We start from the raw sequence: 25,509 nt of genomic DNA on the forward strand, positions 1-25,509 counted from the left end.
AGCGACACTGCTCCGCCGCGCGATTGGATGGCGAGAATTTTTAGGTTGTCGAGAACTGCTCACTGAATCACTAGAACAACGCGTACGGCGCAGGATCAACCTGTCGGAGCCGGCTCCAGGCTTGGAAAGCAGGAGCTGGAGATCGGCAATAGCTCCTTATTCCACGATAAGTCACACCCTGGATCGAAAGACAAGTAATCGCAAGTCAGTTCTTCACCAGGTTGTACGTCACGGGCTGTGAAAATTCTGCAATGATCGTCTTGATATGTGTTTGGATGACTGCTGTGATTCATGAAGCGAGCGTTGTCAGCATTATACTCTACGACGCCGTCATTAACCTTGTGGTCTCTCGGATAGGCATGCTTATCAAGTAGAGCTTGAAATGTCGGAGCTAGAGCCTCGTATTGTTCGCGCGTCACCGCAATGTCAACGATCGGGTTGTGAATCCAAAGTAGCGCGCCTTTAGGCAAACGAGTCGCAGAGAAAAGTCCAATACCGCCAAACTGGTCTGGCTTCAAAACAGTTTCAACAATCAACATCGAAGAAATCTCCCAAAGTCACTAACACCGAGCAAGCTAACTGACGTGAGCTGCGAAATCTCCTGCACGAATTGGTAGGATCGTCTATCCGCGCCTTCCGAGTTCCTAGGGATTCGTTTCGGCTGCTTGGTCCGGATCGCCCTCCGCGGCACCGCCATCGTGGTGATGCTGGAAGGGGCTGCAGGTCGGTGGGATTCCGGGCAAAGATCCGCGCCGATCAAGGAGGCGAGTGATCGTGACCTGGGGACTCTCAGCGCGGCGGCACGCCGGACTTTCTCGCGACCCTGCAAGCCGCCGACAAGGCCTTCATCAAGACTTCAAGAGCAGGGGCCTAATGCGTCAATGCCCATTCGTTCCTATACCCGGCCAGAAAGGAAGTGGAGACATCGGCAGAATGACGAGCCGTCCCTGAGGGGTCGGCAGTCACCCCCGATTTTTCTGCTCTATCAACTCGCCGCAACCAGCCGCAACGTGATCACGCTGTTCACAAACAGGAAGGGGCCATGGCTGTTCGGCTCAACAAGGAGCCGCTAAGCGTTGGCGCCCGCAAGTTCGTTGGGGCCGGCAGTGCTTATCCGCACCGCCCTGAGCCCCACTAAGCTCGCAAGAGTCGCTCAAGCAAGCTATGGTCCATCACCATGTCCGCTACCTGAGCTGTCTGGAGCGGCCCCTGACGTAGCGGCTATCGCTGGTGTCTACATCTGTGGATGGTGGATGAGCCGAACGTCGTTCGGTCCTCCCGGCCCCAAGAGGGCCGTGTAACGCTCGCCGCGAATGTCGTATTGCTTCATCGGCTGCGCTGCGTCCGGCAAGAGGCCCCAGCGGCCGAGCCTCGAGATCATCGTGATCGGGGCGGGTTGTGTGCCGTGTGAAAAGCCCTCAGGAACGGCGAATGATGCGGCGTAGATCTCGCGGGCCGCGGGCGGCGTCGTCTCAGCTCTGACGGACGCCGGAGCGGCTTGCTCCATCGTCTGTGCAAGCAGTGCTGGCGAGGGCCGATTCGCCCCCTGTGCGCTCGGCTGCGAAACGCTATCTAGTGGAGATCCGAAATGAATGGGTGCGCCTGACAGATTGAGAGGAGAGCCGCCCCTCATCGCCGCCGCGGGCACGAACAGCGCCGTGAAGCTGAAGCGGTCGTTATGAACTATGAAAGGAGCGGGTGGGGTGTCCTGGCTCGGCGGGACGCTGCTACCCTCATGCGCGCCTGACGTGCGCTGGTCGTCCTGCCACGAGTTAAAGGAACGAACGGCCGCTCCTGAATCCACGGCGCGGTCATGACGCTCGGTTGGCTCGAGAGACGACGATGAGTCGGCATTTTCCAGCATCGCCCGCAGCAGATCCTGAATGCAGTCTTCCTCAGGAATGGTCAACGGACCGCTGACCCGAAACGGTGTGCCGGCCTCTTCAATCAGCTCGCGAGCGGCTGAATTGCTGGGCTCGCTGTGCTGGTGCTCAATGGCATCGGGTTGCGTCTGGCTTAGTGTCCTCTGCCTCTTCGCAGGCCTCAACTGGCCGGTGTAGTCCTCACCCATCAGGGTAGCGGCGTCCTCGCGTCCGGTGACTGCATGTTCGGGATGAGAACCGTCGGCCCTCTGGTACTCAAGTCCGAAGGTCTCGGCGAGTCTAAGGCCTTCTTCCGACAGATGAGGATAGTAGGGATCAGCAGAAACAGGATCCTCTGCGATCGCAGAGGTGCCAACTTGCGGCACTTCATCCAAGTACGGCTCAAAATCCGCTTGCTGCTGTTGCCCCTGCGGCACCGCGGCGCTGTAAGCAGAGAACTCTGGGGCGAATGGGTTGATGGTGTTAAATGGGTCCATGTCCGCCCCCGGTTCGAGTGTGTCGCTCTCGCTCTATTAGGACCAGCTGTCGACAAGCTGACGCACTCAGAGAATTCGGTGAGCAAAATAGGCCTGCCCGATCACCACACTTCGGTCGAAAAACGCGCAAGATGCCGGATTACGCTTTAAGTGGCCCGCCTTGCGGCATTTCGCGGTATCCTGCTGGATCAAGGCCGGCCTGAACTAAAAACAGTTCAGACCTTTGCCGGCCATAGTAGTCTTTAGGTCTAGGACCGGTACGGCCATCTGTTCAAATCGGACGACCACAAGACTCGCTGGACATGCTCGCGAAAAGTCCATTGAGTCAAAGGCATAAGGGGTCTTCGGATCGCTCATCGATATGTCGCACTGGGCGGCGGCTTTCAGCGGGTGTCTGATCCGCGTGAGTACCTATCTCAAGCGGATCGATCGCAATGATCAAACGCTCATGAACATGGTGAGCGGCTCGGCAACGGCGACGTGTTCAAGCAACTTGGCTTTCTTGCGTAGCGACGTTCGGACGGCGTATCATTTGCCGAACTGTGCCGCACACGGCGCACGGCAGGAAATGCGAAGCTTGATCCCACGCTGGATTTCACGCCTCGTCTCAAGATGGCGGCTCTTCATTCCGTCGACCTGGGTTCGCGGAGGCAGACATTGATCGGCAAGCGCGCAATTCTTGCTGTCGCAGGACAGACCTCGCCCGTTCCGCATGTTGTCGAAAAGACTGCGTTCTCGGCTGATTTATCGCCGGCGTCCGCGTGCATGAGGAACTCGCCGAAGGCTAGGTCTTCAAGGGCGGTACTGTCTGAAAACATGCTTAGTCGGAACCTATGCTTTTCCGAGGATCTGGATTTTAGGTTGCGCAATGAAGCGCACCTCGGCGAAGCATTCTTAAAGCGGGTTTCGCCGAGGTGGCGCCTGGGTCTATGATGAAAGCGGCATTGTGGTCCCGGTGGATCAGCAAGAATTCGAACTCTTCCGCCGCAAGCTCTCATGAAAGCAAGATCAGCTACAAGGGGCCCGTTTCACGACCCCTCCACTTACGCGAAACAAACTTGGTTTGACGGCTGACGAACGCATCCTCTTGCGGCCGGTGCCCGTCGATATCTTTCACCCTTATTCCGACATGCTTGAAGACGGCGTCAAGGTCCTGGCCTACGACTACTTGAGGCGTTCGCGTAAACCTCAACGCTTTGGCCGAGCGAACGCGCCCGCGCGATCTCTACGATCTCGTGAATCTTTGAACCGCCGGTCGAGCAGACAGAGTGTTGTCTCGATCGAGCGACCCCCCTTAAGAGTGTGATTAAATATTCTCAGGCTGATCGCCTGCCTCTTCTATTGCGAGGCAGGGATTATGGTGGCCGCCTCGCGACGTAACGGAAGGAATCGAATTAGAAGCTTTCAACCGTTCCGTCGGCGCAAGATAATCTGGACTTCGGCCGGCGCTTTCCCAACTACAAGCGCGTCGAGATCAGATTTATTCACTCGACCTCGTGGTATTCGGCCCGGTCGAAATCCGAGCCGAACAGCGCTGCTGCGGCGTCGTAGAGCGCGACGGTATTGACGGTTGACTGCATGGCGTACCAGGCGCGCAATGCCTCGATCGCCGATGCATGGGCTAGCAACTGTCGCGACGGGGTTTGGCAATCGAGCACCTCCAGCTTGGGCGCCCCCCGCTTCGTGCCGCTCTCGATGTTCCGGTCGATTGTCATTTCTCTGCCTTCGCCGTCCTAGTTGGTCCGCCAGACTCTATGCGCTCGCTACCAGGCTGCCAGTCTGCGCCGTGTTGACGGATCATTTCGCGATGGGACCGTTTGACGAAGGCGCGCTCGGCGCAAAAGCCGGCGGTAACTGAAGCGGCTACCGCTAGGCCGCAGGCGACGTAGTCATCCAGCAAACTCCAAATTATGTTACTGCCGGCGACGGTGACAAAAGTGAGTGCCATGACAGTATTGCGAAATGCTTTAAGCATGCTTGTTCCCCCAGCCGATCGGCGAAGGATGCTAACATTGCAACCAGGACGTTCTGCGGCGTTTGAGGGGCATGATCGTGCGTATTTCTGCTAGATCAGCTTGTAGTTGCGCGCGATCTCGCGCGCGGCTAGACGGCACTCAGCGGTGCGCCAGTTCGCGAGAGGAGGTCCTTCGCCGGCTTTAACTGCACGACAAAGCCTCCGGACGGGACGGAATTGGACAAAACTACAGGCTAATCTGCTGAAATCCTGCAATCTGAAGCTGCTGACCAAACGATCATAGCGCGCGAATCGCGCTAATATCGTGAGAGCAATGATGTTTTCGCGCGGCGTGTAGCGATGATACCGAGGCGCGAACGCAGCGCGGGCGTCCAAAGTTCCCATGAGTCATCAAGGCCGGTGATGATGCGCGAGCAACGAATCCCATTCCGAATTTTATATGACGGCGAGTGCTTCATCTGCTCTCGAACTGTGAGTGGCATCAGAAAGTTGCGTCAGACGGTTGCTGTCCCTGGGTTTGGCGTCGAGGTAGACTTGGCCGTTTATAGTGAAAACAACGCTCATCCAATCTCGAGCATGGAGAACGCGGCCATCCTTATCGCTATCCAGATGGTTGCGCGCGCCAGCCATGCTCGTATTGCGCGGCGCCGCGCCGCCCCAGGCGCATAGTTGTCTTTTGCTATGCTACCGTGCCCGCAATGGTCAAGGGACGCGGCTTTTTCAATCTGCGCGAAGTTGGGCTTGGTATTTTTGAGAGCTACCTAGGCCCAGCCATATTCGTTGTGCATTTCTTTTCCGAAGCGCCCTTCGAGCGCATCGCACCGTGCGGTCATTGCCTTGATTCCTGGGCGGTAAACGGTGTGATGTTCACGCGTGCGGCATGGTCATTCAGCTGCTTGGCAGCACGCAAGGATGCTAACAGAGAGATGGCTGGTTAAGGTGAGAAACCTCTTGATCCTGTGTTGTCATACAACATCCCTGGTGAAACGCCGCACCTTGTCCCATCGAAACGCCGCATGCAGCGCAGCATGAATGTGCAGGGCGTGCGCGCGCCCCGTTAGAAATTCGAAGAAGGGGCTGTCGCTGATTGGGCAGAAAACCTGATTATTGACAAATGGCTGAAGGCGGGGGTGCTCGAAAAGGGCGTCCTGCGCCGCGCGACTGCTGGAACGCTTGCAAAATCCATCTGCACACCGTCCTGCAGAGCTGTTGCTTCGAGGAAAGCAGATCAGACACTTCCCCACGCTGCGGGCGCAGCGCTTATCGCACCGCCGTTCGGCCAATCGAGCGACCAGATCGTCGGTGCGATGGGAGATTGCGAAAGGTTGCGACCATCTGTCGTTATTCTGCAGCGAGTTGTCGTCTCTATTGAGGCTGCCACTCAAGACGCGTCTATGACGAGCGGCGGGATCAATAGAGCATTTGAACCAGTTACTGATGCAAAAGCGCGAGCACTTGGCCAGGATCGATACTCCTTTGGACGGTGGCTTCGCGGGGCCTGAACATGCGCCGGCATTGATCATCTCCCGCTACGGCGCTCATGTGATGCTGCTTTTCTTGACTTACCCAATGTTACCCAACTTCGATCTGAATGGGTGCATATGGGCGGAAAATGGCGGTTAGCGTTTCCAACACTCGCGGCCCTGGAAGGGAAGGGGCACGTGAATTGCGGGCCAAAGAGCCCAGAGGAGGGACTAATGCCAAGGACGCCAGGCGCTTTGCGCGGCCATTCGGCTCATTTCGTCAAAACCGCTCTGATTTGCTCAACGCTCTTGGCCGGTGCGACCGCATCTTTCGTCCGGGCGAAAGCGGAGGATATCAACTGGCGCCAGTTCGAGGGCTCTTCGATCGTGTGGGCTTACGACATCCATCCATATGCTGACGCCGTTGCAGCACAGCTGCCTGAGTTCGAGAAGTTGACAGGCATCAAAGTGACGCCCGAGCTTTATCCGGACGACGCCTACTGGAATAAGCTGACAATCCAGCTGAGCACGAAGTCGCCCTCGTGGGACGTCGTCGGCACGGGGATTCAGCCGGCTTGGGATCTCGCGCCCAGTCAACTACTCGAGCCGCTCGACCGCTATCTGAACAACCCCAAGCTCACCTCGGCAAGCTATGATTACAAGGACTTCTTCCCCGCATTGCGTGACGCGCTGACGTGGCAAGTCAATGGCGGGCAAATCGAAGCGGGCCGGGGTCAGGTGTGGGCTATCCCGCACGGGTTCGAAAACATCCAATTATTCTACCGTAAGGACATTCTGGACAAGCACGGTATCAAGGTTCCGACAACCCCGTCGGAGATGTCCGCGGCTTGCGAGAAGCTGAAATCTGCGGATCCGGCGATCACACCTCTGGGCGTGCGGGGAGTCCGCTTTTGGAGCAGCATCCACACGGCCGCAATCTCGATTGCAAAGTCTTACGGTGTGCACGACTTCGTGGTTAAGGACGGCAAATTAGAAACTGGTCTCGATTCGCCTGAGTCGGTCGCCTTCCACAAGGATTATGTGGAGATGATCAAGAAGTGCGCGGCTCCATCCTTTGCCAACGACAACTGGTATCAGGTGGTCGATGGCATCAATTCGGGTCGGACAGCGATGGCGATCGATTCCAACATGTTCGGGTTCTGGAACGATGTCGCCGGCAAGCCCGCTTCGGGCAAGATTGCATTCGCTCCCCCTCTGCGCGCTCCAAACGGCAAGAATTTCGAATCGAACATCTGGATCTGGTCCCTCGCCATGAATGCGGCCTCTCAGAAAAAGGGAGCAGCCTGGCTGTTCATCCAGTGGGCGACGTCAAAGCAGGTCGAGCTCAACGGTGCCGTCGCCGGGAAGCTCGTCAACTCTCCGCGCGCCTCCACCTGGAGCGACAAGGTTTGGCTCGACTACGCGGCTAAACCGGAATTCACGAACTTCGTGGATACCTTCAAAATCGTGCAGGACAGGGCTGCATTGGCCTTTACGCCGCGCGCAGGATTTGCCGAGGCAATGAACGCCTGGGCAATTGCCATGCAGAAAATGGTCAACGGCGCGGACGTGAAGGCGACGTTGACCGACCTCGCCTCCGAGATCCGCTCCTCCATGTAAGGCGGTCGGGGGGCGGCATAAGGGTTTGTCGCCCCAACCACGCCCGAGTATCTTTTGAGAAGTGAGCGATGGACCTTCAAGGCATCGACGCAATCGTGACGCTACAATCATCGGCAGACCAGCTGGCCTCGTCCAAAAACGAGCAGGCGCAAAAGGCCGAGCAGAATGCTCTTGACTGGTTGAGCCTCGCGGCGATTGCCCCCGCAATCATCATCCTGCTTGGATTTCTTTTTCTGTTTTTCTATGGGGTCTTTCAATCACTGACCGATCTCAAGTTTGGCCGTCCCGTGGTTCGGTTCATTGGATTCACCAACTATGAAGTGGCAATCAAGAGCCAAGATTTCTGGAATAGCGTGCGGGCAACTATGGCGTATGCCTGCTCCGCCGTGCTCGCCGAAGCGTTCTTTGGCCTTGCGCTCGCCAAACTATTCGCAAGTGGGGTGTTCCTTGCCCGGCTGATGCGGCCCGTCATTCTCCTTCCCCTGGTTCTGCCGCCAATGAGCGTCGCTTTGATGTGGACCACAATGATGGATCCGCAGAATGGGATCCTGAACTATTTGCTTTCGCTCATTGGGATCGGTCGGTTCGCATGGATTTCGGATGCCAGCACGGCGATGTGCTCGCTGGTTCTCATCGACATATGGACTTACACACCATTTTTTGCGCTAATCATCTTCGCCGGCTTGCAGGGCATCAACGATGAGGTCAGAGAAGCCGCGCGGGTCAATGGCGCGCGGGGTTGGGCAACGTTCCTCCATATCGAGCTTCCGCTCATTGCACCGTACATCCTGATCGCCGCGGTGTTTCGGCTGATCGAATCGCTCAATCAGTTTGATATCATCTTCGGAACAACCCAGGGGGGGCCGGGTGACAGTACTTCCGTGCTCTCGGTTCGCGCCTACATCACGGCCTTTCAAAATCTCGCCTTCGGGCGTGGTGCCGCGCTCATGGTTGTCAATTGGATGATCGTGCTTCTCGGGACCTTTGTCATGGTGAGATTGTGGCGGTTGGTCCGGCACCGCGTAAGCTAGAGGAGGCTGACATGCGTTTCAGTCGCTCAACGCCTGCAAGCTTGTTCCTTAATCTGCTGGTTGTTGCTTGTACGCTGATCCTGACATTTCCGTTGGTCTGGATCGTGATGATGTCGCTGAAGCAGCAGGCCGAGGTCATGACCTGGCCGCCGCGCTTTATCTTCACTCCAACATTTGAAAACTTCCGCGTTTTGTTCGATGCCGCCCAGGCCGGGGCAACAAGCTACGGCACCATCAAGGTTGATTTCCTGACCCCGGTCACTAATAGCGTCGTGATCTCGCTTGGTGCGGTGCTCGTATCGCTCGTTGCCGGGATACCGGCAGGCTACGTCCTGGCAAGGCGTGATATCCCAATGAAGGAGGACATCGCATTCTTCATTCTGGGCTTCCGCTTCGCGCCGGCTCTACTTGTCGTCATACCGCTGTTCAGCGTGTTTCAGGCAGTCGGCCTTTACGACACCTATTTCGGTATGATCTGGGTCTATCAAGTCGTCACGCTGCCAATGATCATTTGGCTGAGCCGTTCATATATCGAGGACATCCCAAAGGACATTGAGGAGGCGGCCGCCATGGATGGCGCAAAGCCAATCCGGGTTGTCTGGCACATCGTTCTTCCGCTTCTAAAGCCCGGCTTGATAGGCGCTTCTTTGCTTATCTTCCTGCTCGCGTGGCACAACTTCGCGCTCGGCCTGATCCTCAGTTCGACGAAAGCACCAGTCACCGTCGCCCTGCTCAAGCTGCTCAATCCGGGCGTTCAGTTCTATCCGGTGATGGCTGCGGGTCTGGTGGTGACCATGATTGTGCCGGTCGTCCTGATCATCCTTGGCCAGCGTCATCTCGAACGTGGTCTTACCTTCGGGGCCGTGAAATGAGCCCCAGACCATTGATGTTCTTCGGCACGACAAATCTCGACCTCTGCTTCAACGTCGAGCGGATTCCAATGCCGGGTGAAAGCTTGATGGGAAGCTTGAAGCGGAATGCGGGAGGCAAGGGCGCCAATCAGGCGGTCGCCGCCGCTCGATTGGGCCTTCGGCCGAGCTTCTACACCCGACTTGGCGATGACGACGCCGGTCGATCATTGCTGCAAGCGCTGCGTGAGGCAGGCGTCCGTCTCGATGCCATAGCGGTGTGCCCAGGGGAGATATCGGGTTCTGCTCTCGTCCTTGTCGGTGACGACGGCTCCAACATGATCGTCATAGACCCGGGCGCCAATGCAAATGTCACACCAAGCATGGTCGAAAAGGCGGCCGAATTCATTCAGCGGGACGCAATCGTCGTCGCCGAGATGGGCATGCCGATCCCCGCGCTCAATCATCTCTTTGCAATGAAGAGCGTCAAAGGTTTCGATCTCATTTTCAATCCGGCCCCCGTGAGGGCGGGCCTGTCCGCGGCGGCGTGGAGGAGTGTTGATTTCGTCACTCCAAACCAGACGGAAGCTTTCGAGCTCACCGGTGTCGAGGTGCACGACTTCGACAGCGCCGCTCATGCGGCCGGAAAGCTTCTCGATCTCGGGCCAAGAGCCGCCCTGATCACGCTTGGTGCGCAGGGGGCCTACTACGCTGATGCCAGCGCGTCTTTTGCGCTACGGGCATTTCCTGTGAAGGTCGTTGATACGACCGCGGCGGGCGACGCCTTTAATGGAGCCTTCGCAGCTTCTCTTGCCCACCGGTTGCCGATAAGAGAAGCGATCAAAAAGGCGCTCGCGGTTGCCGCGTTATGTGTGACGCGACGCGGCGCCCAAAGCTCGATGCCCAGCGGTTGGGCCGTCGACGAATTTCTGAATTCTCAAACGATCTTGGAGTTGGAATGACCGAAAAGTTCTCAGTTGCAGACAGGACCGTGCTCGTGACCGGTGCGGGTGGGGGCATTGGCTCAGCCATTGCCAATGCTTTCCGTCAAGGCGGTGCGAACGTCCTGGCAACCGATCTAAATGTAGAAAATCTCCGGGACATTCTGACGCGCTTGCCGCACGGCAATGGCATCCTGCCCATGAGCATGGACGTGTCTCGAGAAGACGATGTCGGTAGGGTGCTTGATGAGATCGCCAGGCGCTTCGGCAGGCTCGATGTCCTGATCAACAACGCCGGAATTAAATCGGCTCAGCCGCTTCTAACCGGCGATGCCGATAGAATCGAGAAAACCATACGGATCAACTCCGTCGCGGTGCTTCGCTGTGCCAAGCAAACGATCGAGCGCTTCATGAAGAGCAAAGGCGGCCGCATCGTCAATGTCGGGTCCTCGTTGTCATCTCAAGGCGCGGTTTTCAACTACCAGGCGGGCGGCGCTGATTATTGCCTGTCAAAGGCCATCGTGCACGACGTGACAAAGCTGCTCGCTTATGAATGTGCTCCGCTCAAGATCAACGTCAACGCGATCGCACCCGGGATTATCGATACACCCATGCACGGGCGTCCGCGGGAGGAGACCGAAGCGCGCCACAGTGGCCGAATTCCGCTGGGCCGGGTCGGATTGCCTGAAGATATCGCAGGGCTCGCGGTGTTCCTGGCGAGCCCCGCTGCTTCCTACATGACCGGACAGATTGTCCATGTGAACGGCGGGATGCTGATGAATGGTTAGCACCGGCTCCAACGTCAACTGGCCGCCGATAGAAGGGATTATCTCCGATCTGGATGGCGTCGTCTATCGTGGCAGCACCGCAATGGCGGATGCCATAGAAGCATTTACGCGATGGCAGAAAGCCGGCCTGCCGTTCTGTTTTGTGACGAACAATTCCACGCATACCCCGGAGGACGTCGTCCGCAAGCTGAGAGGATTTGGTCTTTCCATCGCACCGTCAGAGGTCGTTACAAGTGCCATCACCGCCGCAGAACTCATTCGAGCGAATTATCCGCAGTTGACGCGAATCTATGTCATCGGCGCTCCCTCGCTTGTCACGGCCATGCGCGATGTTGGGCTGGAGGTCACTGACCGAACGCCCGAAGCCGTTGTGATGGGGCTTGACCGGGATATCACGCACGAGAAGATGCGAATTGCCGTTGAGGCGATCCTCAATGGCGCTGTCTTCATCGGAACCAATCCCGATCTCCTGCTGCCGACGGCCAGCGGGTTTGAACCTGGGGCTGGCGCGACGATTGCAGCTGTGGCTGCCGCCACGCAAGTGCAGCCTTCGATCGCCGGAAAGCCGCAAGTGCCGATGATCGAGACAGCGCTCTCACGCCTCGGCACGAAACGCGCTTCGACCATTATGATCGGAGACCAAGTTCCTACGGATATTCAAGCCGGAAAGAGGGCGGGTCTTGCCACGGTGCTTGTCACAACCGGCGTGCCGATGCGTCAGGATCCACTCTTGATGGCCCCCGACTTCATCGTATCGAGCTTGCGCGAAATTGAGGTACGTGCTGCTCGCGCGGCTCAGGCGCGACAGAGGAGGGCATAATGGCCAACGTTCGCCTGGAGGGCCTCTGGAAGGCCTACGGGACCATCGAGATCCTGCGTAATGTCGACCTGACCATCGATCACGGCGAATTTGTCGTCTTCGTTGGTCCGTCCGGGTCAGGCAAATCCACCCTTCTGCGCATGATTGGTGGGCTCGAGCCCATCAGCGGTGGGCGGCTCCTCATCGACAATGAGCTCGTCAACGACATCGATGCGGCCGATCGTAACCTCGGCATGGTCTTTCAGAGTTACGCTCTCTATCCGCATATGACGGTGAGAGAGAACCTGGCCTTTCCCCTGCGCATGGCCAAAGCCTCGAAGGCCGAGATCGCCGCCAAGATAGCCAAAACAGCGTCGCTATTGCAGATCGACCATCTATTGGATCGCAAGCCTCGACAACTTTCAGGCGGGCAACGCCAGCGCGTCGCAATCGGGCGCGCCATCATGCGCGAGCCAAAAGTGTTCCTGTTCGATGAGCCCCTGTCCAACCTGGACACCGAGTTGCGCGTGCAAATGCGGGTCCAAATCGCCAAGCTCCACAAGCAGCTCGGAAATACCATGATCTATGTGACGCATGACCAGGTCGAGGCGATGACCATGGCAGACAAGATCGTCGTCCTCAAGGACGGCAACATCGAACAGGTCGGCAGCCCCCACGATCTATATCACAATCCCGCCTCGCGCTTTGTGGCAGGATTCATCGGCTCGCCGAAGATGAACTTCCTGGGCGGCAAGGTCGAGGCAGCTCACGAGCATGGCCTTGACGTCCGACTGGAGGCCGGTTCTACGATCTCCGTTCCGGTCCAGCCGGACCAAATGCTAGTTGGTAAGCCGGTCACTGTCGGAATCCGCCCCGATGACTTCTCCTCGCCGGCACCCAACCAGCAGGAGATCTCCATTGGACTCGACGTGGATTTCGTTGAGCATCTCGGTAGCGTCACGTACATCTACGGCAACGTTGGAGACGAAACGGTCGTCGCCAGGGCCCCAAAATCCGGCTCGCGCAAAAGCGCCGGAAAGCTCGGCCTGACCGCCGCTCCAGCCGATTGCCACTTGTTCATGAGCAACGGAAAGGCGATACGGCGGTTGCAAGCACCTGCGACTTGGAGCTAGTCTTGACGTCGAGCCGTGCGATGATGCCGGCTCAGGATCGACACGCGGACCACTGAGGTGAAGGGAGCAGGCATCAGGCAGTTCTTCCGGAATTCCCGCTCGTTTGTCCTTGGTGCCGGCATCGGATCGGGCATGACGGCCAGGGCCGCGGAGCGGGCGGGCGCCGATTTTGTGCTCGCACTCAATGCTGGCCGTTTTCGTGCCATGGGCGGGGCCTCGCCCGCCTCCATTCTTCCAATCCGCAATAGTAACGAGTTCGTGGCGGGGTTCGGACGGACCGAGATCCTGCCAAATACGAAGCTGCCGGTCTTCTTCGGCACCTGTACATTCGACCCCGAGCTTGATCTGGATCGATGGCTCGACCGGATCATCAAATGGGGATTTGCTGGCGTGACCAACTTCCCTTCGGTCATACACATCGATGATGACCGCAGGTCGTTGCTGGAGAAGTCGGGCCTTGGCTATTCCCGAGAGATCGAGCTCCTTGTGAAGGCTGCAAAACGCGGCCTGATGACGATTGCCTATACGCGCAGTCAATCTGAAGCGCGTCGAATGGTCGAAGCCGGCGCCGAGGCCATTTGCATCAACTTCAATCTAAATCGCGCGGTTGAAAGCGGGCCCGATCCGTCGATCAGCATGTCTGAACTTGCAGCGCGTACGAATGCCGTTGCGCGCGTAGCTCAATCCGTCAACAAGAGCACCATCTGCTTGCTTGGGGGCGGCCCGATCACAAAGCCAGACGAGCTCTTGGACATCTGCCGCGAAACCGGAATCCAGGGGTTCATCGGAGGCTCTTCGCTAGACCGCGTGCCTCTGGAGATGTCGGTCCTCGAGGTGACGTCGGGCTTCAAGACCATCCACCTGTTGCGCGAGAAGGTGGATCTGCTCGAAAGGAAGCTGCAGTTGAGTGGCTTCAGGCACGGCGTGATCGCGCAGTCCTCGGCAATGAAGCGCGTCCTGGAGATGACCAAACGCCTTGCCGCAACCCCAAGCCCAGTCCTCATCTGGGGAGAGGCCGGCTCCGGCAAGCGTAGAATAGCAAACCTCATTCACGCGTTCAGCGACCGCAGGCACGCCAAGGCAACGCTGTTTCATTGCCGACCAGGTCCGGCGATGGATACACTCGGCCCGTTTTTCGGCGCCGAGCGCCTTGAGAGTGGCAGACGCCAATTGTCGCTCCTGGAGGCGTCGAGCGACGGCACCGTCTTGCTGCTGCATGTTGACCAGCTTTCGCGCGAAGGCCAGGAACGCCTCGCCGATTACCTGGAGACAGGCGGGTTTACCCCTCTGAACGGGGTCACTGTCATGCGTTCCCACGCCCGGATCATTGCGACCGCGACGGTGGCCCGAGGCGCTGGGCTTGAAACGGTTCTGGGCGCGCGGCTTCTCGACCTTTTTACCGGGCTGGATGTCCAGTTACCTTCGCTACCCGACAGGCTTGAAGATCTGCCGCAACTCGTTCAACACTTCACCGTCGAAGCCAAAGGAGATTCCAGCGCCCAGACGCTCACGATAGAAAACTCTGCATTCCTTGCGCTCGCCGGGCACGATTGGCCAGGCAATTTGCGCGAGTTGCGGCAGATCGTGAACCAGCTCGTGACCCTGCCATCAAGTCACATCACGGGAATGGTGCTAAAGCCGTTGTTGGAGCCACCTTCGGGCGCACGGCCCGCGGCCACGCTGTCCGAGCGAGACTGGATTATCGAGGGCCTGAAGAGAAACCGGCTTCACCGCGGCAAGACTGCTCGCTCTCTCGGGCTTTCGCGCAAAACCCTCTACAACAAAATCAAGAAACTGCGGATCCTCGAATAAGGCCTCATGCCCGTCGGAGCGGCTGCTTGGCCGTGGCGGCCTGCTCCAGGGAGAACTTCGGTACCGACGACGATCCATGAGAGCCAAGGCTTACGAGCCCGATGTCCGATCCAATCGGCAGTGCAAGCGCCTCGGGTCGCAGATAGACGGACCCATCCAGCTGCGAACCTAGCCGTTGCTCCGCTGCTGTCATCTTTGCCTCGTCCGCCGCGACAAACAGGACTTTGAACCCTCGGCTTGCAAACCACTCCATACGGCGAAATTCAAGTTCCTGACCGCGATCTAGCGGCACTCCTGCCGGTGTCCGTTCAATCATGGAGGCCGGCGGAAAGTTCGTCACTCCGGTCATCCTTGCATCTTTCAACAAATCACCAAGATCTTCCCAGCATGCAAACGGGTCGATCATGACGATCGCTGCATAGCAGGAAGGGGGCACTTTGAGTCCCGCTTGCAGGTCCCGCAGGAGACAGTCGTTCCAGTCGATGACGGGAAGCGTGGCCATGACTAGCATGGCGTTCTGTGGAAGGGTCCGCAGTGACGGCGCATAGATCGTCATCTGATCACCGCGAGACGAGGAGAGACTTGCGGCAAGGCGACCTAAAACATTGGCTCTCACGGTTTCTACCCAACCCTACCCAATTGATGCTTCCGCCGATCTTACACGCCGCTTCATCCAGGTCTAGACCACGACGTCGATCGTTATCGGAAGGAATGGTCGGCGCCGTTCCTCCTGGCTGCTTAACTGGGCTCTCCGCGCCGTCCTGAGTGCCGGATGCGATTTGCTGCAGGGTACTGAGCGAGCTCGGCTCGCGGTGAAAGACGGCCGTGAAGCGTCTCGGGTAAAAAATTCGGGCGAGCTATCTGCGCCCTACGGATCCGCTAGCAGACCGGCTCGTCTGCTTCCTCCCTGACTGGCGCCGCTGCTGGAAACTCCGGCAGCGGCATCTTTTTGACTCGGACCGCGCCTCGCCGCGCGAGAAAACTGGTGTCGCGGAATTGGACGGCTCGCGACCATGCCGGAGCCTACATTCATCAAATATCCGCCAGCCACGCTTGCCCCGGTCGGTTCATGGGAGGCGGCTTCCAATCCACACGGTGGCGCTCAATCACCTTGTTTCGGAACTGCTGTACCTCATCGGGCGCCTTCATCGAAACGCAGAGGGCCCCGTCAGGTCGCTCCATCGCGAGCGATTCTTTCGATGATGCGGCAGGCCCCGGCACGCTCTTGGCTGGCTAAGGACCTCGGACGCTAATATCCCCCAATGAGCCTACCATGTGTGTAAGTTCAATGGGTTAACCGACCTTCGCCGTGCGTTGACGTCGATAAGTCCCTGGCGGAGAGCCACTGCAACCGGGAGCGCACATCAGATGCCGTCGATGAGATCGAAATGCTCTACATGCTTCGGTAGAGCCAGTGAGACGATAAGCGCCACGTCCGCGCCACAGCGTTGATCATCGCGAAGTTTTGCAACCCAGCCGTCGCTCCAGGCCTTAGTCCGCTTCGACTCCCATAGGATGATGCCGGCGGGCTGACTGATCGAGCCGTTCACCTGCTGCATCACGTCGGCACCGCGCTCACCCTTGCCGACAGGCTCAATCAGATCTGTGTGAAACCTTCCCCGGAGCAACTCCTCCAGCTCAAGTTCGAGAACCTCACCTTGCGACTGTTGCGAACCTTGCTCGGCCTTGCGCTTCAACTCTTCCATCGTGCGGGCCATGGATTCGATTGTTTGGTCCTTTTCCGCAACGCGCAAGCGCGCGGCTTCGTCGGCATCCTGCCTTGCCTTAGTCTGGATTTCCCCGATGGATGCGTGCACGCGTTTTTCTATGGTTAAGTCGAGCTCCCGCTTTTCCTCTTCGAGCGCTCGTTGCTGTCGCATCAACTCGGCTTGTTGCTTCTGGGTCTCGGCCAGCTTGAGGTTGTTGTTGGCCAAGCTGGCCCTTAGCTCCGCAGCCTCCGCTTCCTTCGCTTGTAGCTCAGCGGCAGCCGCCTCGCGCGCCTTCCTTCCCTCGCTAGGGGAAAATAATAGCGCCCGTGGACGCGCACGCACTCCTGCGGAAAGTCCAACCCGTTGATCTAACAAATCTTCTGGCCCCATAATGCCACCCGCATCCTCTAGTGTTCGCGGGAACATTCGCGACACATCGCGAGAACGGGGCATAGCATCATGGCACGCAAGGTCAGCTTTAGCGCACTCGCAGCGCGAAATTTCGCGACCACGACGGCCGTGAGCGCTTCGCAGGCCAGTGGGAGGACGTGACCATGCCGGCGAAAACGGCGCGCCGAGACAAGCATTAGTAATTCCAAGTCGGCTTAGCTTTGCAGAACCGATGATAGGCCGCCTCCTTTGATAGCACGCCGGAATGGACCTGCTCGCACAATGGCAGGAGCTTCTTTTCAAGTATCGTTGGATGGCGCGCCTTTTCTACCGATCCAACCCAGCCAGCACGACCCATCCGTCTTCGTTAGCCGGGGGCAATACCATCCGGAAGGTGGTTCAAAGCGGCACGCCTATTGGTTGCAGTCAACCAACGATTGGGGTAATTATCCCTTCATGGGGGTGAAGGTACAATGGGTCTGCGCTTCCGACGGTCAATTCGGCTATTGCCCGGAGTTCGATGGAACATCGGACTTAAAAGCACCAGTATTTCGATGGGCGGTCGCGGCTTCCACTATACTGTCGGCACTAAAGGGGCACGCGTAGGGGCAAGTTTACCCGGGACGGGTTTGTCTTGGTCCGAAGCGGCACCAACTCCACTCCAAATCACCGGAGGTGCTGCCACGGGACGAAGGACTTGGCTCTCTTGGGTCATATTGCTTGGCGTCATTTATCTTGCGTTCGTTACATTCGGGCCGTCAGCGTCCGACACCAAGACAGCACCATCCTCGCAGCAATCGGCGGCGCAGACCTCTTCGTCCGCCTTACAACGACCGGATCATCTGGCTCCGCAGATGCCCGCGCTCTCTGTCTATGCCAGGGGATTAGCCGCTCTTAATGATGGCGACTTCGACACCGCCATTGTGGATTTCACGACTGCGATAGCTGATGATCCAAATAATCCCTTTGCTTACATAAGACGCGGTACGGCTTACGAGAACAAGGGTGATGCCGCTTCTGCGATCAGTGACTATCGCAGCGTCTTGAAGCTAGTTGACGCCGAAACCGGTGCCGTCTACGCCGCCAAGATACGGAAACTGCAAAAGACAAGGAACTGAGCGTTTTTAGATCGACGGCCCTGCTCGCGCTTATCGCGCAGCTTAATTAGCTTCAGTCTGTCGCATTGCTGGAAATTAGCGAGCGCAATGGCAGGTCGAGGACTGGCAATCGCGATACAACGAAACTTGGTCAGGATATTGACCCAATTTCTTATGAGCCTCGCACTGATCGTTTCGGCGTTGGCAGCCGATTTGATCGGTCAAGCGAGCGTGATTGATGGCGATACGCTCGAAATCCACGGCGCTCGCATTCGGCTGTCTGGCATTGATGCACCAGAAAGCGCTCAGTTATGCAGGGGCGATGACAGCCTCCAGTATCGCTGCGGTGCGAAGGCAGCCAATCTTCTCAGCGCCTACATTGCGCGACAGCCAGTGAATTGCGCACCAAAGGAGCTGGATCAATACGGGCGCACTGTGGCGACGTGCTCGGTGGCTGGCATTGACATGGCGGATTGGCTTGTTCGCAACGGGTTCGCGCTCGATTGGCCGCGCTACTCCAATGGCAAGTATCGCGAGGCTCAGCGGGAAGCCGAACGCGCCGGTCGCGGAATATGGTCGGGTAGTTTCGTGGCCCCGTGGCTTTATCGCGCCTGCATCCGTGCCGGCGGGCGACCAGAAGGATGTTCAGACGACGAAAAGGCAGATCGCTAACGTCTCGGCAGATCAGTCAAGCCGCATTTGGGGCCTTTGCGCGCCTTGTGCGCCGCAATGCTGCGTTGCCATTCACTGCCCGTAATTCTACGGGCATTGCATATTTTTCCCGTTTCGCATCTACTTCAGATTGTTTTTATGACGATCCAATTTTCAGACGGGGCGCCAATGAGCGTCAAAGCCATGATGGCAGCTATTCTCCAAGACCAGATGACATCACGCGGCATAAGATCGCTGTCGCCATCCGACTATGAGGAGATCGTCGAACTGCTGATTGAGCAGCTTCGGGAAGTAGAGCTTGGTTTGGCTGCGCGAGAAGTAGCACACAAGCCGGACCGCTAATTGGGAGGAGACTTGTGCTGGCTTTTTCCCCCAGAAGCCCAGCCGTACCTGCCCAGATGACTAGTTCCAATCTGACGTACATTGGACGGAGGGTAATTTGGACTGGCTAATCCCAATTATCTTTTTCGCTATCGTGGCTCTCATCGCATTTGCACATTTCGGGAGGAAGACCGCAATCTCTCTCTCGCTATTTTCGTTCGTCCTATTTTGGATCGCATGGCCTTATCATGTTGCCTACAATTTGGCCGTTGCGATGAGAGACGGCAACGCGGACGCGATTGAGAGCCGAGTTGATTGGGAGCATCTCCGACAAAGTCTACGAGCCGACCTCAATGCGATGGTCCTGCAAAACGCATCTCGTACAGGATCATCCCCTACAGCCTCGGGACTTGTTGCGGCTCTCGCGCCCGCCATCATCAATCAGATGATCGATGGGTACATAACTCCGCAGGGGATGGCCAACCTCGTTGGCCAAGGAAAGCAAAGCAGCGCCGGTGACACTACCCCCGGAGACAAAAATAGAAGCGGGTTCGATCTCTCTCGTGTTCAATATGCTTTCTTCGACGGCGGGCCTTTCACTTTCAAGGTGCAGCTAAGAAACGAGAAGTTGAATGAAGAGCCGTTTGTCATTTTGTTTCGATGGGACGGGAGTTGGCGCTTAAACCGTTTGGTGCTTCCAAAGGGCGTATTTGCAAACACGCTTGACAAAAAGCCATCCTCCTCAAGTCCAGTGGCAGCCTCAAGCAGGATCGCTGGGTCCACTCCCGCTATGGCGAATAGCGCACCGGCGTCGTCGTCAATTCCATCGCCATTCAAAGTCTCTTTGACCCGCAAAGGGTTCAAGAACTCAGACCCCACAAACAGCGATTTTGAAGATGATGTTACATTTTCGTTGGCGATCGAGAACGTCGGTCAACGGGACCTTCGAGCCTTTGATGGCACCCTCACTTTTACCGATCTGTTGGATAACGAAATTCACTCGTCGTTTCTCGCAATCAATGAACCAGTACGTGTCGGCGCGACTTTGGTTTGGAACGGAAAGCTCAAGTACAACCAGTTTATCGACTCTCATCAACGCCTTCGAAGCGCATCCTTTGATAACCTGAAGATCAGGTTTGTCCCGAGGAAACTACTGTTTGCTGACGGCAGTACGGAGCAGCTCTCTCGATAGCGCTTGATCCGGCGCGGATGAAACAAGGCCCCGGCTAGGTAGCAGAGGACGACATGGCCGCGACATCGACGTGAGCACATGCGGAGATTGTGCTCGGGAGCAGCCATGACGTACATCGTTTTGCTATCGTTGCTACTGCCGGTTGCAGCCAGCGCTGCGGGCCTCAACAAACGCGACTGCGAGTTTGTGATGCTCTGCGCAGAACTACAACTGCATACGTACTGGCAGCGAAGCCCATCTCGCGCAGGAAGTTCGACTGCTTCCGATCACTAGCGGTTGACCGTCCCTCGTTCGCTCCGTCGCCACTCAGGTGCACATCGCTTAGGTGACTTTGCAATGCAGGGCCCAACATTAAGATGATCGGAAATCCGGAGTACACGTTCGACCCGCCTGGTCGATGCATCTATTGCCTGTCAACCGGCGATCCAGATTTGCACCGAGAACACATCATCCCGAAAGGTTTGCGTGGCAGGCTAGTGTTCCGAAAGGCCAGTTGTGCTCGATGCGGATCAGAAACACATGCGTTCGAGGGACGCGTAATCAATCGGCTATTTGGTACCGCGCGTCATGTCGCGGGAATACAGCCAACTAAGAACGCCTCGTTGAAAGTCTTTTCGAAGCGTGGGCTGCCAGACGATCGGAGCCAAGCAATTGAAATTCACGATAGTCTGGAAGCTTTTAGCGAGAGCGATATCGCTCCGGATAAACATCCGGGCGGATGTGTCGGCTATGAATTGTTGGACGGGGCGGGGATTTTGAGAGGTGAGCTGCGGAACGACGATGATGAGTTTATCATTGCAGGCCCAAAACTCTACGTTCCGCAGGACTTTCAGGAGCGAGGTCGCGCTCTTGGTCTGGCAGGCGGCAGCGTTTTAGTAGGCGGAACCAGCAAGCAATCATTCACGACCGAAGATTTAGGGCGGTTCTTGGCTAAGATTGCGCACTCCTATGCGGTAGCAGTTCGCGGACTTGGCTCATTCGTCCCCTTTCTAACTGGTGCAATCCGCGGAGCAAGACCGATGCACCTGTCTCACTATATTGGCAAAATTGATCCCAGCTTGCCGCAGAGCGACTACAAGCACCTCCACGTTCTTGAGGATGGCTTTATTCGCATTGGCTATCGACAGTTGCTCGTCGTGAGAGTGAGATTGCTCGCCGTTGATAGCTACCCCGCGTATGAAGTTGTCGTCGGCGAAAAGCCGGTGCCAAACTATTACAATCTAACCTGACAAGGCATGCCCGGCGGAAGTTTGAGAAGCCTTCACCTGCAACGACCGAACAGGAAGGAAAGGATCGTCTAATGAGCCGCTTGCTGCGAATACCGCAGGCGTGCCATGAGCTATCACCGCATTGGCGCGGCTGGCTTAAGCCCGAGAACCATCGTCCCGTGCCGTTCACCAGCCCCGAATATGCGCCCGAGAAGAGAAACTAAAAGAACCTGGTTCTGCTCGCCGGGTTCATCACGATGACGCGACAACGAAGACGAGCGAAGTTCGCATCCACGCAACCGGGATCGGATGCGAGCGCCCCGTGAAATCCCCTGAGCGCGCATCAATGTAGGTTGGTCAAATGAGAGTTTATGATCGGAATGTTCTTGCGATAATCTGTTTGTAGCAGCGAGAGCGCATGTTTCGCGCCCTCAAAGTCCTTCCACTTTGATAGCTTCTCTTGCGAAGTGATCACCTTTCCATTGGAAAAAATCCTGTAGCTATCGCGATATGCATAAAGACTTTTAATGTCATCGACCAGTTGCTGAACGGCGTCTCTAACATCCCGAGACACGGCGCCATCTGGGGCTATCTGAAGAAGGTTATTGCAGTCCACAGCGGCGGTCCGTAATTCTTTTAGGCTCTGGAAGCCGTATTCCCACTGTTCGTAGTGCGGAGCTATGTCTACAAGTCGCGTGTCAGCAAGAGCGAGCTTTAATTTGAACAGGCGGACCCGCATATCGTCGTCTCGCGACACCTGTGTACGCTTGTGACGGAGAAGATAAGCGAGGTAGCCGTTCAACGTGAGACTACAAGCGGCGACCGCCGCGCTGATGTACGATCCGATTTCCATTTGCTCCTCCTCTAATCTTCTTTTCTTCAGTGATTATACTTGGGGTTGCTGATTGGGTCGCTTAGAAAATGAGCGGATTAGGAACGTTGAGCCACGTCCGCGCGAGGTGCCCCTTGCGCGGTAGGGTGTCGTATGGTTCGCCCTGCAACGACGAGGCCCACTTCCGGCGTCCGCCGGTATCTGGACTGAGTTCAATGGCGAGCATGGCACCAAGTCCGAACCGATCCCGGGACCGTTCTATGATTTCCTCTCGGCATACCGAAAGTGGTGATATAGCCGATCCGAAGGCGACGCCGGTAATCCTGACGACCGATGAAGAGCGCTATATATGGATGCGAGCGCCGTGGGATGAGGCGAAGGCGCTGTAAAGGCGGCTGCCAGATGATGCGCCCTAAATCGTGATGCGTGGCGCGAACAAGGAAGACCGGACGACGGCCTATGCGCTGCCATTGGGAGGAACGGGCTGCACGTATAAACTTTCTTCGTATTTGCGGAGGTGTTATTTCATGCCGGACATGAGTGCAAATGCTGGCGCGGTTTCTTAGCTAAGGGTCGCCGTAGACATAACGAAAGCGATGAAAGACTTGCGCGACTGGTCGCTGGTTCAAGCGGAGGTTATCGAACTACAGGGAACTATCTTGGAAGCCCCGAGTGGGTTGTTCGCTGCAAATGAGGAGCGAGCGGCGCTGATTGAGAAAGTGCGCGAACTCGAAGAAAGACTGGCCGCAGCCGAAGCGTGGGAAACAAAAAAGCTACGCTATAAAATGGTGGACGTCGGCGGCGGTGCTCGTGCCTACATGCCAAAGGCGGAGATGAGCGGCGGCGAACCACCACATTATATTTGCGCCAACTACTTTCAACAGGGAAAAATCTCTGTTTTGGATCACTACAGCATGCACGCGGGGCACGTTTTGAAATGCCCAACGTGTGAGGCACACAATTTGATTAAGTCCGGTCAATATCGCCCCCCCCGAGCGCCAACCCCACTAGTGGCTTGTCACAGTGATTTTGACCGGTTGGGTCAGTCGGTCAGATTAGCTCCGGCAGAGTCTTGGGATCAACGAGGAGTTCGATACTGCGAGCTGTCCTTGGCAACCTTTTGATAAGGCCTTCGGTCTCGAGCGATCGTACCATTTGGTGAACCGAAGGCGGGCTGACGCGGAAATATTCCTGCATATCGGCTTCCGCCGGAGGCCTTCGATGCAGTCTCGTATAGAGGTGGATGAAGGCGAGGTATTGACCCTGTTTGGGCGTGAAGGTTTTTGTCGAAAGACTCACGCCGGCCATCCGATTCAGTTGTTCGTGCGTGCCTCTCAGGGAGGCAGGCATGAATGTACGCTATCGGATCGAACTCAGCCAAGTCGAGCGCGGCGAACTCAAGGCGCTGCTCACCGGCGGCAAGCATGCGGCCCGCAAGCTCAAGCGCGCCCAGATTTTGCTGGCTGCCGATGCCGGGGTCGGTGACGAGGAGATCGCCAGGAGCGTCGGCGTGGGCGGCTCGACCGTGTACCGGACCAAGCGCCGCTTCATTGAAGGCAATCTGGAACGGGCGCTGAGCGAGGAGCTGCGGCCCGGGGCGGAACGCAAGCTCACGGGCAAGGAAGAAGCTCTGCTGGTGGCGACCGCCTGTGCGGCCCCTCCAAGGGGGCGTACCCGCTGGACGCTCGATCTGCTGGCGGGTGCACTCGTCAAGCTCACCGAGCGCAAAAGCCTGTCGCGCGAGACGGTCCGGCGACGTCTGGCGGAGAATGACCTCAAACCCTGGCGCAAGGACATGTGGTGCATTCCGCAGGTCGATGGTGAGTACGTCGCCCGAATGAAGGACGTGCTCGATCTCTATGCCGAGGCACCCGATCCGGGCAGGCCGGTGGTGTGCTTCGACGAAAGCCCCGTGCAGCTCATCGGCGAGGTCCGTCAGCCAATTCCGCCAAGGCCGGGCCGGCCCGAACGTTACGACTACGAATACCGTCGCAATGGGACGGTCAATCTGTTCGTTCTCCTCGACGTGCATCGCCCCTGGCGGAAGGTCAAGCTCACCGAGCGGCGAACGGCAAAAGACTATGCCCAATGCATGCGCGACCTCGTCGACATCCATTATCCCGATGCCGAGATCATCCGCGTCGTGCAGGATAATTTATCGACCCACTCCGCCGGCGCCCTGTATCAGACGTTCCTGCCTGCTGAGGCGGCGCATCCTGCGGCTGATCGAGTTCCACTACACCCCAAGCACGCAAGCTGGCTCAACATGGTTGAGAGATTGGCGTCTTGCGGGGACAGTGCCTCGCCCGCAGGATCGACAACCCCAAGCGAGCGAAAGTGCGAGTTTGTCGTAAGGATCGCGATCAGCTTGTTTACAAAAATTCGCGGAGTCCTTGTAGACTTGGTTGATCATCTTTCGATCCGCCTCATTGATATGCGGCGAATTGAAAAGCAGCGCGGGGCGATATGGATATTTGGCTTTGGTAACGTCGTCGATGACGGTGTAGGCGGCGTAGGCAAGGGTATAAGCCGAAACGGGGTCAGCGTCGTGGAACCACAATCGTATTCAGGTCTTAAGCTGACTCATGGCAACGTCGATCTTATCGACGTGAAGCCTCCGGCTAGATGCATCAGACATGGCGAAAAAGAAGTCCCAGGTTGAGAAGTTTCGGGAGGCCGCGCGTGAGGCGGACGCGGACGATTCTCAGGAACGCTTTGACGCAACGCTGAAAGGCTTGGCCAAATCTCCTCGCACTGCGAAGGATAAGGACCAAAGCGGGCGACGACGCCGACAAAAACTAGTTGCCGTCCATCGGCAGACCTAGAAGCCGAAATCGAGTTGATCCGGCGAATGGCGTAGGCTTAAGCGATGCGATTTGCCGCGAAGGTATCCCTTCACGGTGCCTCCCTTCCCATCCACCCAACGCCTATACGACGGTACAAATACGATTTTCGGACATTTGCCATGGGGCTTAGCCATGGTGGTCTCTCCTTCTGTGAGCGGGGCGTACAGCCCGCTGGCCACCCTCGGATACGCGGGGTGCGGCCTGCTTCAGCTGTTTCAGGCTGAACGCAGAAGGAATGCCGATGGACGGCATACGCACGGCAACTATCCCCTCAAGTGAAAAGGGGGAAATGAACCTGATTGAGTCGTAGTAGGGCGGCAAGTATCTGGTTTGTGAAATCACAATTCTTGAGGCCGCCGTCAATTGGTTTCCCATCTGGTGCATGACGGGATCGGGATCAGCGGGCCCATGTTGAGGCGCAAGGTGCACACGGTAAATTCTCAGCCTTCTAGGGAACTATTGGCGTGTTAAGG

22 protein-coding genes and 2 pseudogenes are annotated in these 25,509 nt (G+C 57.2%); 17 read left to right on the forward strand and 7 right to left on the reverse strand.

Annotated elements, in window-relative coordinates; all coding sequences use genetic code 11:
* Positions 1-95: 95 nt before the first annotated feature.
* The 3 genes from CVM73_RS18435 to CVM73_RS18445 form a co-directional block, all read right to left on the reverse strand.
* Positions 96-539 (reverse strand): SET domain-containing protein, encoded by a 444-nt coding sequence (locus tag CVM73_RS18435; RefSeq protein ID WP_100233349.1) that lies wholly within the window; start codon positions 537-539, stop codon positions 96-98.
* A 695-nt stretch (positions 540-1,234) separates the two neighbouring features.
* Positions 1,235-2,359 (reverse strand): hypothetical protein, encoded by a 1,125-nt coding sequence (locus CVM73_RS18440; protein WP_100233350.1) that lies wholly within the window; start codon positions 2,357-2,359, stop codon positions 1,235-1,237.
* A 1,484-nt stretch (positions 2,360-3,843) separates the two neighbouring features.
* Positions 3,844-4,074: a hypothetical protein gene (locus tag CVM73_RS18445; protein WP_100233351.1), complete on the reverse strand. Its 231-nt coding sequence runs from the start codon at positions 4,072-4,074 to the stop codon at positions 3,844-3,846.
* 1,957 nt (positions 4,075-6,031) lie between these two features.
* Between CVM73_RS18445 and CVM73_RS18465 the strand changes: the two genes are divergently transcribed.
* The 8 genes from CVM73_RS18465 (at position 6,032) to CVM73_RS18500 (ending at position 14,769) form a co-directional block, all read left to right on the forward strand.
* Positions 6,032-7,417: an ABC transporter substrate-binding protein gene (locus CVM73_RS18465; RefSeq protein ID WP_100233353.1), complete on the forward strand. Its 1,386-nt coding sequence runs from the start codon at positions 6,032-6,034 to the stop codon at positions 7,415-7,417.
* Between the two features lie 68 nt (positions 7,418-7,485).
* The gene (locus tag CVM73_RS18470; protein ID WP_100233354.1) at positions 7,486-8,448 is read left to right on the forward strand and encodes a carbohydrate ABC transporter permease; all 963 of its coding nucleotides are present in this window, start codon (positions 7,486-7,488) and stop codon (positions 8,446-8,448) included.
* An 11-nt stretch (positions 8,449-8,459) separates the two neighbouring features.
* Positions 8,460-9,320, forward strand: coding sequence for a carbohydrate ABC transporter permease (locus tag CVM73_RS18475; RefSeq protein WP_100233421.1), 861 nt, complete (start codon positions 8,460-8,462; stop codon positions 9,318-9,320).
* A 14-nt stretch (positions 9,321-9,334) separates the two neighbouring features.
* Entirely contained in the window at positions 9,335-10,258 is a 924-nt protein-coding gene (locus CVM73_RS18480) for a ribokinase (RefSeq protein ID WP_245452347.1), read from the forward strand.
* Positions 10,255-11,025: an SDR family NAD(P)-dependent oxidoreductase gene (locus CVM73_RS18485; RefSeq protein ID WP_100233356.1), complete on the forward strand. Its 771-nt coding sequence runs from the start codon at positions 10,255-10,257 to the stop codon at positions 11,023-11,025. The genes CVM73_RS18480 and CVM73_RS18485 overlap by 4 nt, the downstream gene beginning before the upstream one ends.
* Positions 11,018-11,845 carry an HAD-IIA family hydrolase gene (locus CVM73_RS18490; protein WP_100233357.1) on the forward strand — a complete coding sequence of 276 codons (828 nt, stop codon included), beginning with the start codon at positions 11,018-11,020 and terminating at the stop codon, positions 11,843-11,845. Before CVM73_RS18485 ends, CVM73_RS18490 begins: the two co-directional genes overlap by 8 nt.
* Complete coding sequence (locus CVM73_RS18495; RefSeq protein ID WP_100233358.1) at positions 11,845-12,957, forward strand: ABC transporter ATP-binding protein; 1,113 nt, start codon at positions 11,845-11,847, stop codon at positions 12,955-12,957. Before CVM73_RS18490 ends, CVM73_RS18495 begins: the two co-directional genes overlap by 1 nt.
* Positions 12,958-13,014: 57 nt before the next feature.
* Positions 13,015-14,769 (forward strand): phosphoenolpyruvate hydrolase family protein, encoded by a 1,755-nt coding sequence (locus CVM73_RS18500; protein ID WP_245452332.1) that lies wholly within the window; start codon positions 13,015-13,017, stop codon positions 14,767-14,769.
* A gap of 4 nt (positions 14,770-14,773) precedes the next feature.
* Here the strand turns inward: CVM73_RS18500 and CVM73_RS18505 are convergent, their stop codons facing one another.
* Together CVM73_RS18505 and CVM73_RS18510 are read right to left on the reverse strand one after the other, a co-directional pair.
* Positions 14,774-15,325, reverse strand: coding sequence for a hypothetical protein (locus CVM73_RS18505; protein ID WP_167406915.1), 552 nt, complete (start codon positions 15,323-15,325; stop codon positions 14,774-14,776).
* 808 nt (positions 15,326-16,133) lie between these two features.
* A complete protein-coding gene (locus tag CVM73_RS18510; protein WP_245452333.1) occupies positions 16,134-16,703 on the reverse strand; it encodes a DUF2130 domain-containing protein in 570 nt (189 codons plus the stop codon).
* A gap of 638 nt (positions 16,704-17,341) precedes the next feature.
* Here CVM73_RS18510 and CVM73_RS41755 point away from each other — a divergent pair.
* The 6 genes and pseudogenes from CVM73_RS41755 to CVM73_RS18535 all read left to right on the forward strand — a co-directional run.
* Positions 17,342-17,497 (forward strand): annotated as a pseudogene (locus CVM73_RS41755) (DUF4236 domain-containing protein); the annotation flags it as partial.
* Positions 17,498-17,722: 225 nt separating this feature from the next.
* Positions 17,723-17,986, forward strand: a complete 264-nt coding sequence (locus tag CVM73_RS40990) for a tetratricopeptide repeat protein (protein WP_245452334.1) — start codon at positions 17,723-17,725, stop codon at positions 17,984-17,986.
* Positions 17,987-18,139: 153 nt separating this feature from the next.
* Complete coding sequence (locus tag CVM73_RS18520; RefSeq protein ID WP_100233422.1) at positions 18,140-18,637, forward strand: thermonuclease family protein; 498 nt, start codon at positions 18,140-18,142, stop codon at positions 18,635-18,637.
* Positions 18,638-18,805: 168 nt separating this feature from the next.
* Positions 18,806-18,979 (forward strand): hypothetical protein, encoded by a 174-nt coding sequence (locus tag CVM73_RS40370; protein ID WP_167406916.1) that lies wholly within the window; start codon positions 18,806-18,808, stop codon positions 18,977-18,979.
* Positions 18,980-19,076: 97 nt separating this feature from the next.
* Entirely contained in the window at positions 19,077-20,150 is a 1,074-nt protein-coding gene (locus CVM73_RS18530) for a DUF2939 domain-containing protein (RefSeq protein WP_100233362.1), read from the forward strand.
* Positions 20,151-20,752: 602 nt separating this feature from the next.
* On the forward strand, positions 20,753-21,379 hold the full coding sequence (locus CVM73_RS18535; RefSeq protein WP_146006609.1) for a hypothetical protein: 627 nt from the start codon (positions 20,753-20,755) through the stop codon (positions 21,377-21,379).
* Positions 21,380-21,701: 322 nt separating this feature from the next.
* Here the strand turns inward: CVM73_RS18535 and CVM73_RS18545 are convergent, their stop codons facing one another.
* Positions 21,702-22,211, reverse strand: coding sequence for a hypothetical protein (locus tag CVM73_RS18545; protein WP_100233364.1), 510 nt, complete (start codon positions 22,209-22,211; stop codon positions 21,702-21,704).
* 575 nt (positions 22,212-22,786) lie between these two features.
* Between CVM73_RS18545 and CVM73_RS40375 the strand changes: the two genes are divergently transcribed.
* Complete coding sequence (locus CVM73_RS40375) at positions 22,787-23,314, forward strand: hypothetical protein (protein ID WP_167406910.1); 528 nt, start codon at positions 22,787-22,789, stop codon at positions 23,312-23,314.
* Here CVM73_RS40375 and CVM73_RS18555 read toward each other — a convergent pair.
* Positions 23,241-23,540, reverse strand: a complete 300-nt coding sequence (locus CVM73_RS18555) for a LexA family protein (protein WP_347338458.1) — start codon at positions 23,538-23,540, stop codon at positions 23,241-23,243. The genes CVM73_RS40375 and CVM73_RS18555 overlap by 74 nt on opposite strands.
* On the opposite strand from CVM73_RS18555, the pseudogene CVM73_RS18560 reads away from it, so the two are divergent.
* Positions 23,539-24,521 (forward strand): annotated as a pseudogene (locus tag CVM73_RS18560) (IS630 family transposase); the annotation flags it as partial. The gene CVM73_RS18555 and the pseudogene CVM73_RS18560 sit on opposite strands and share 2 nt — an antisense overlap.
* 70 nt (positions 24,522-24,591) lie before the next feature.
* Positions 24,592-24,852 (forward strand): hypothetical protein, encoded by a 261-nt coding sequence (locus CVM73_RS39210; RefSeq protein ID WP_146006610.1) that lies wholly within the window; start codon positions 24,592-24,594, stop codon positions 24,850-24,852.
* Positions 24,853-25,509: the final 657 nt, after the last annotated feature.

It is taken from the genome of Bradyrhizobium forestalis, from assembly GCF_002795245.1.
Classification (GTDB): domain Bacteria; phylum Pseudomonadota; class Alphaproteobacteria; order Rhizobiales; family Xanthobacteraceae; genus Bradyrhizobium; species Bradyrhizobium forestalis.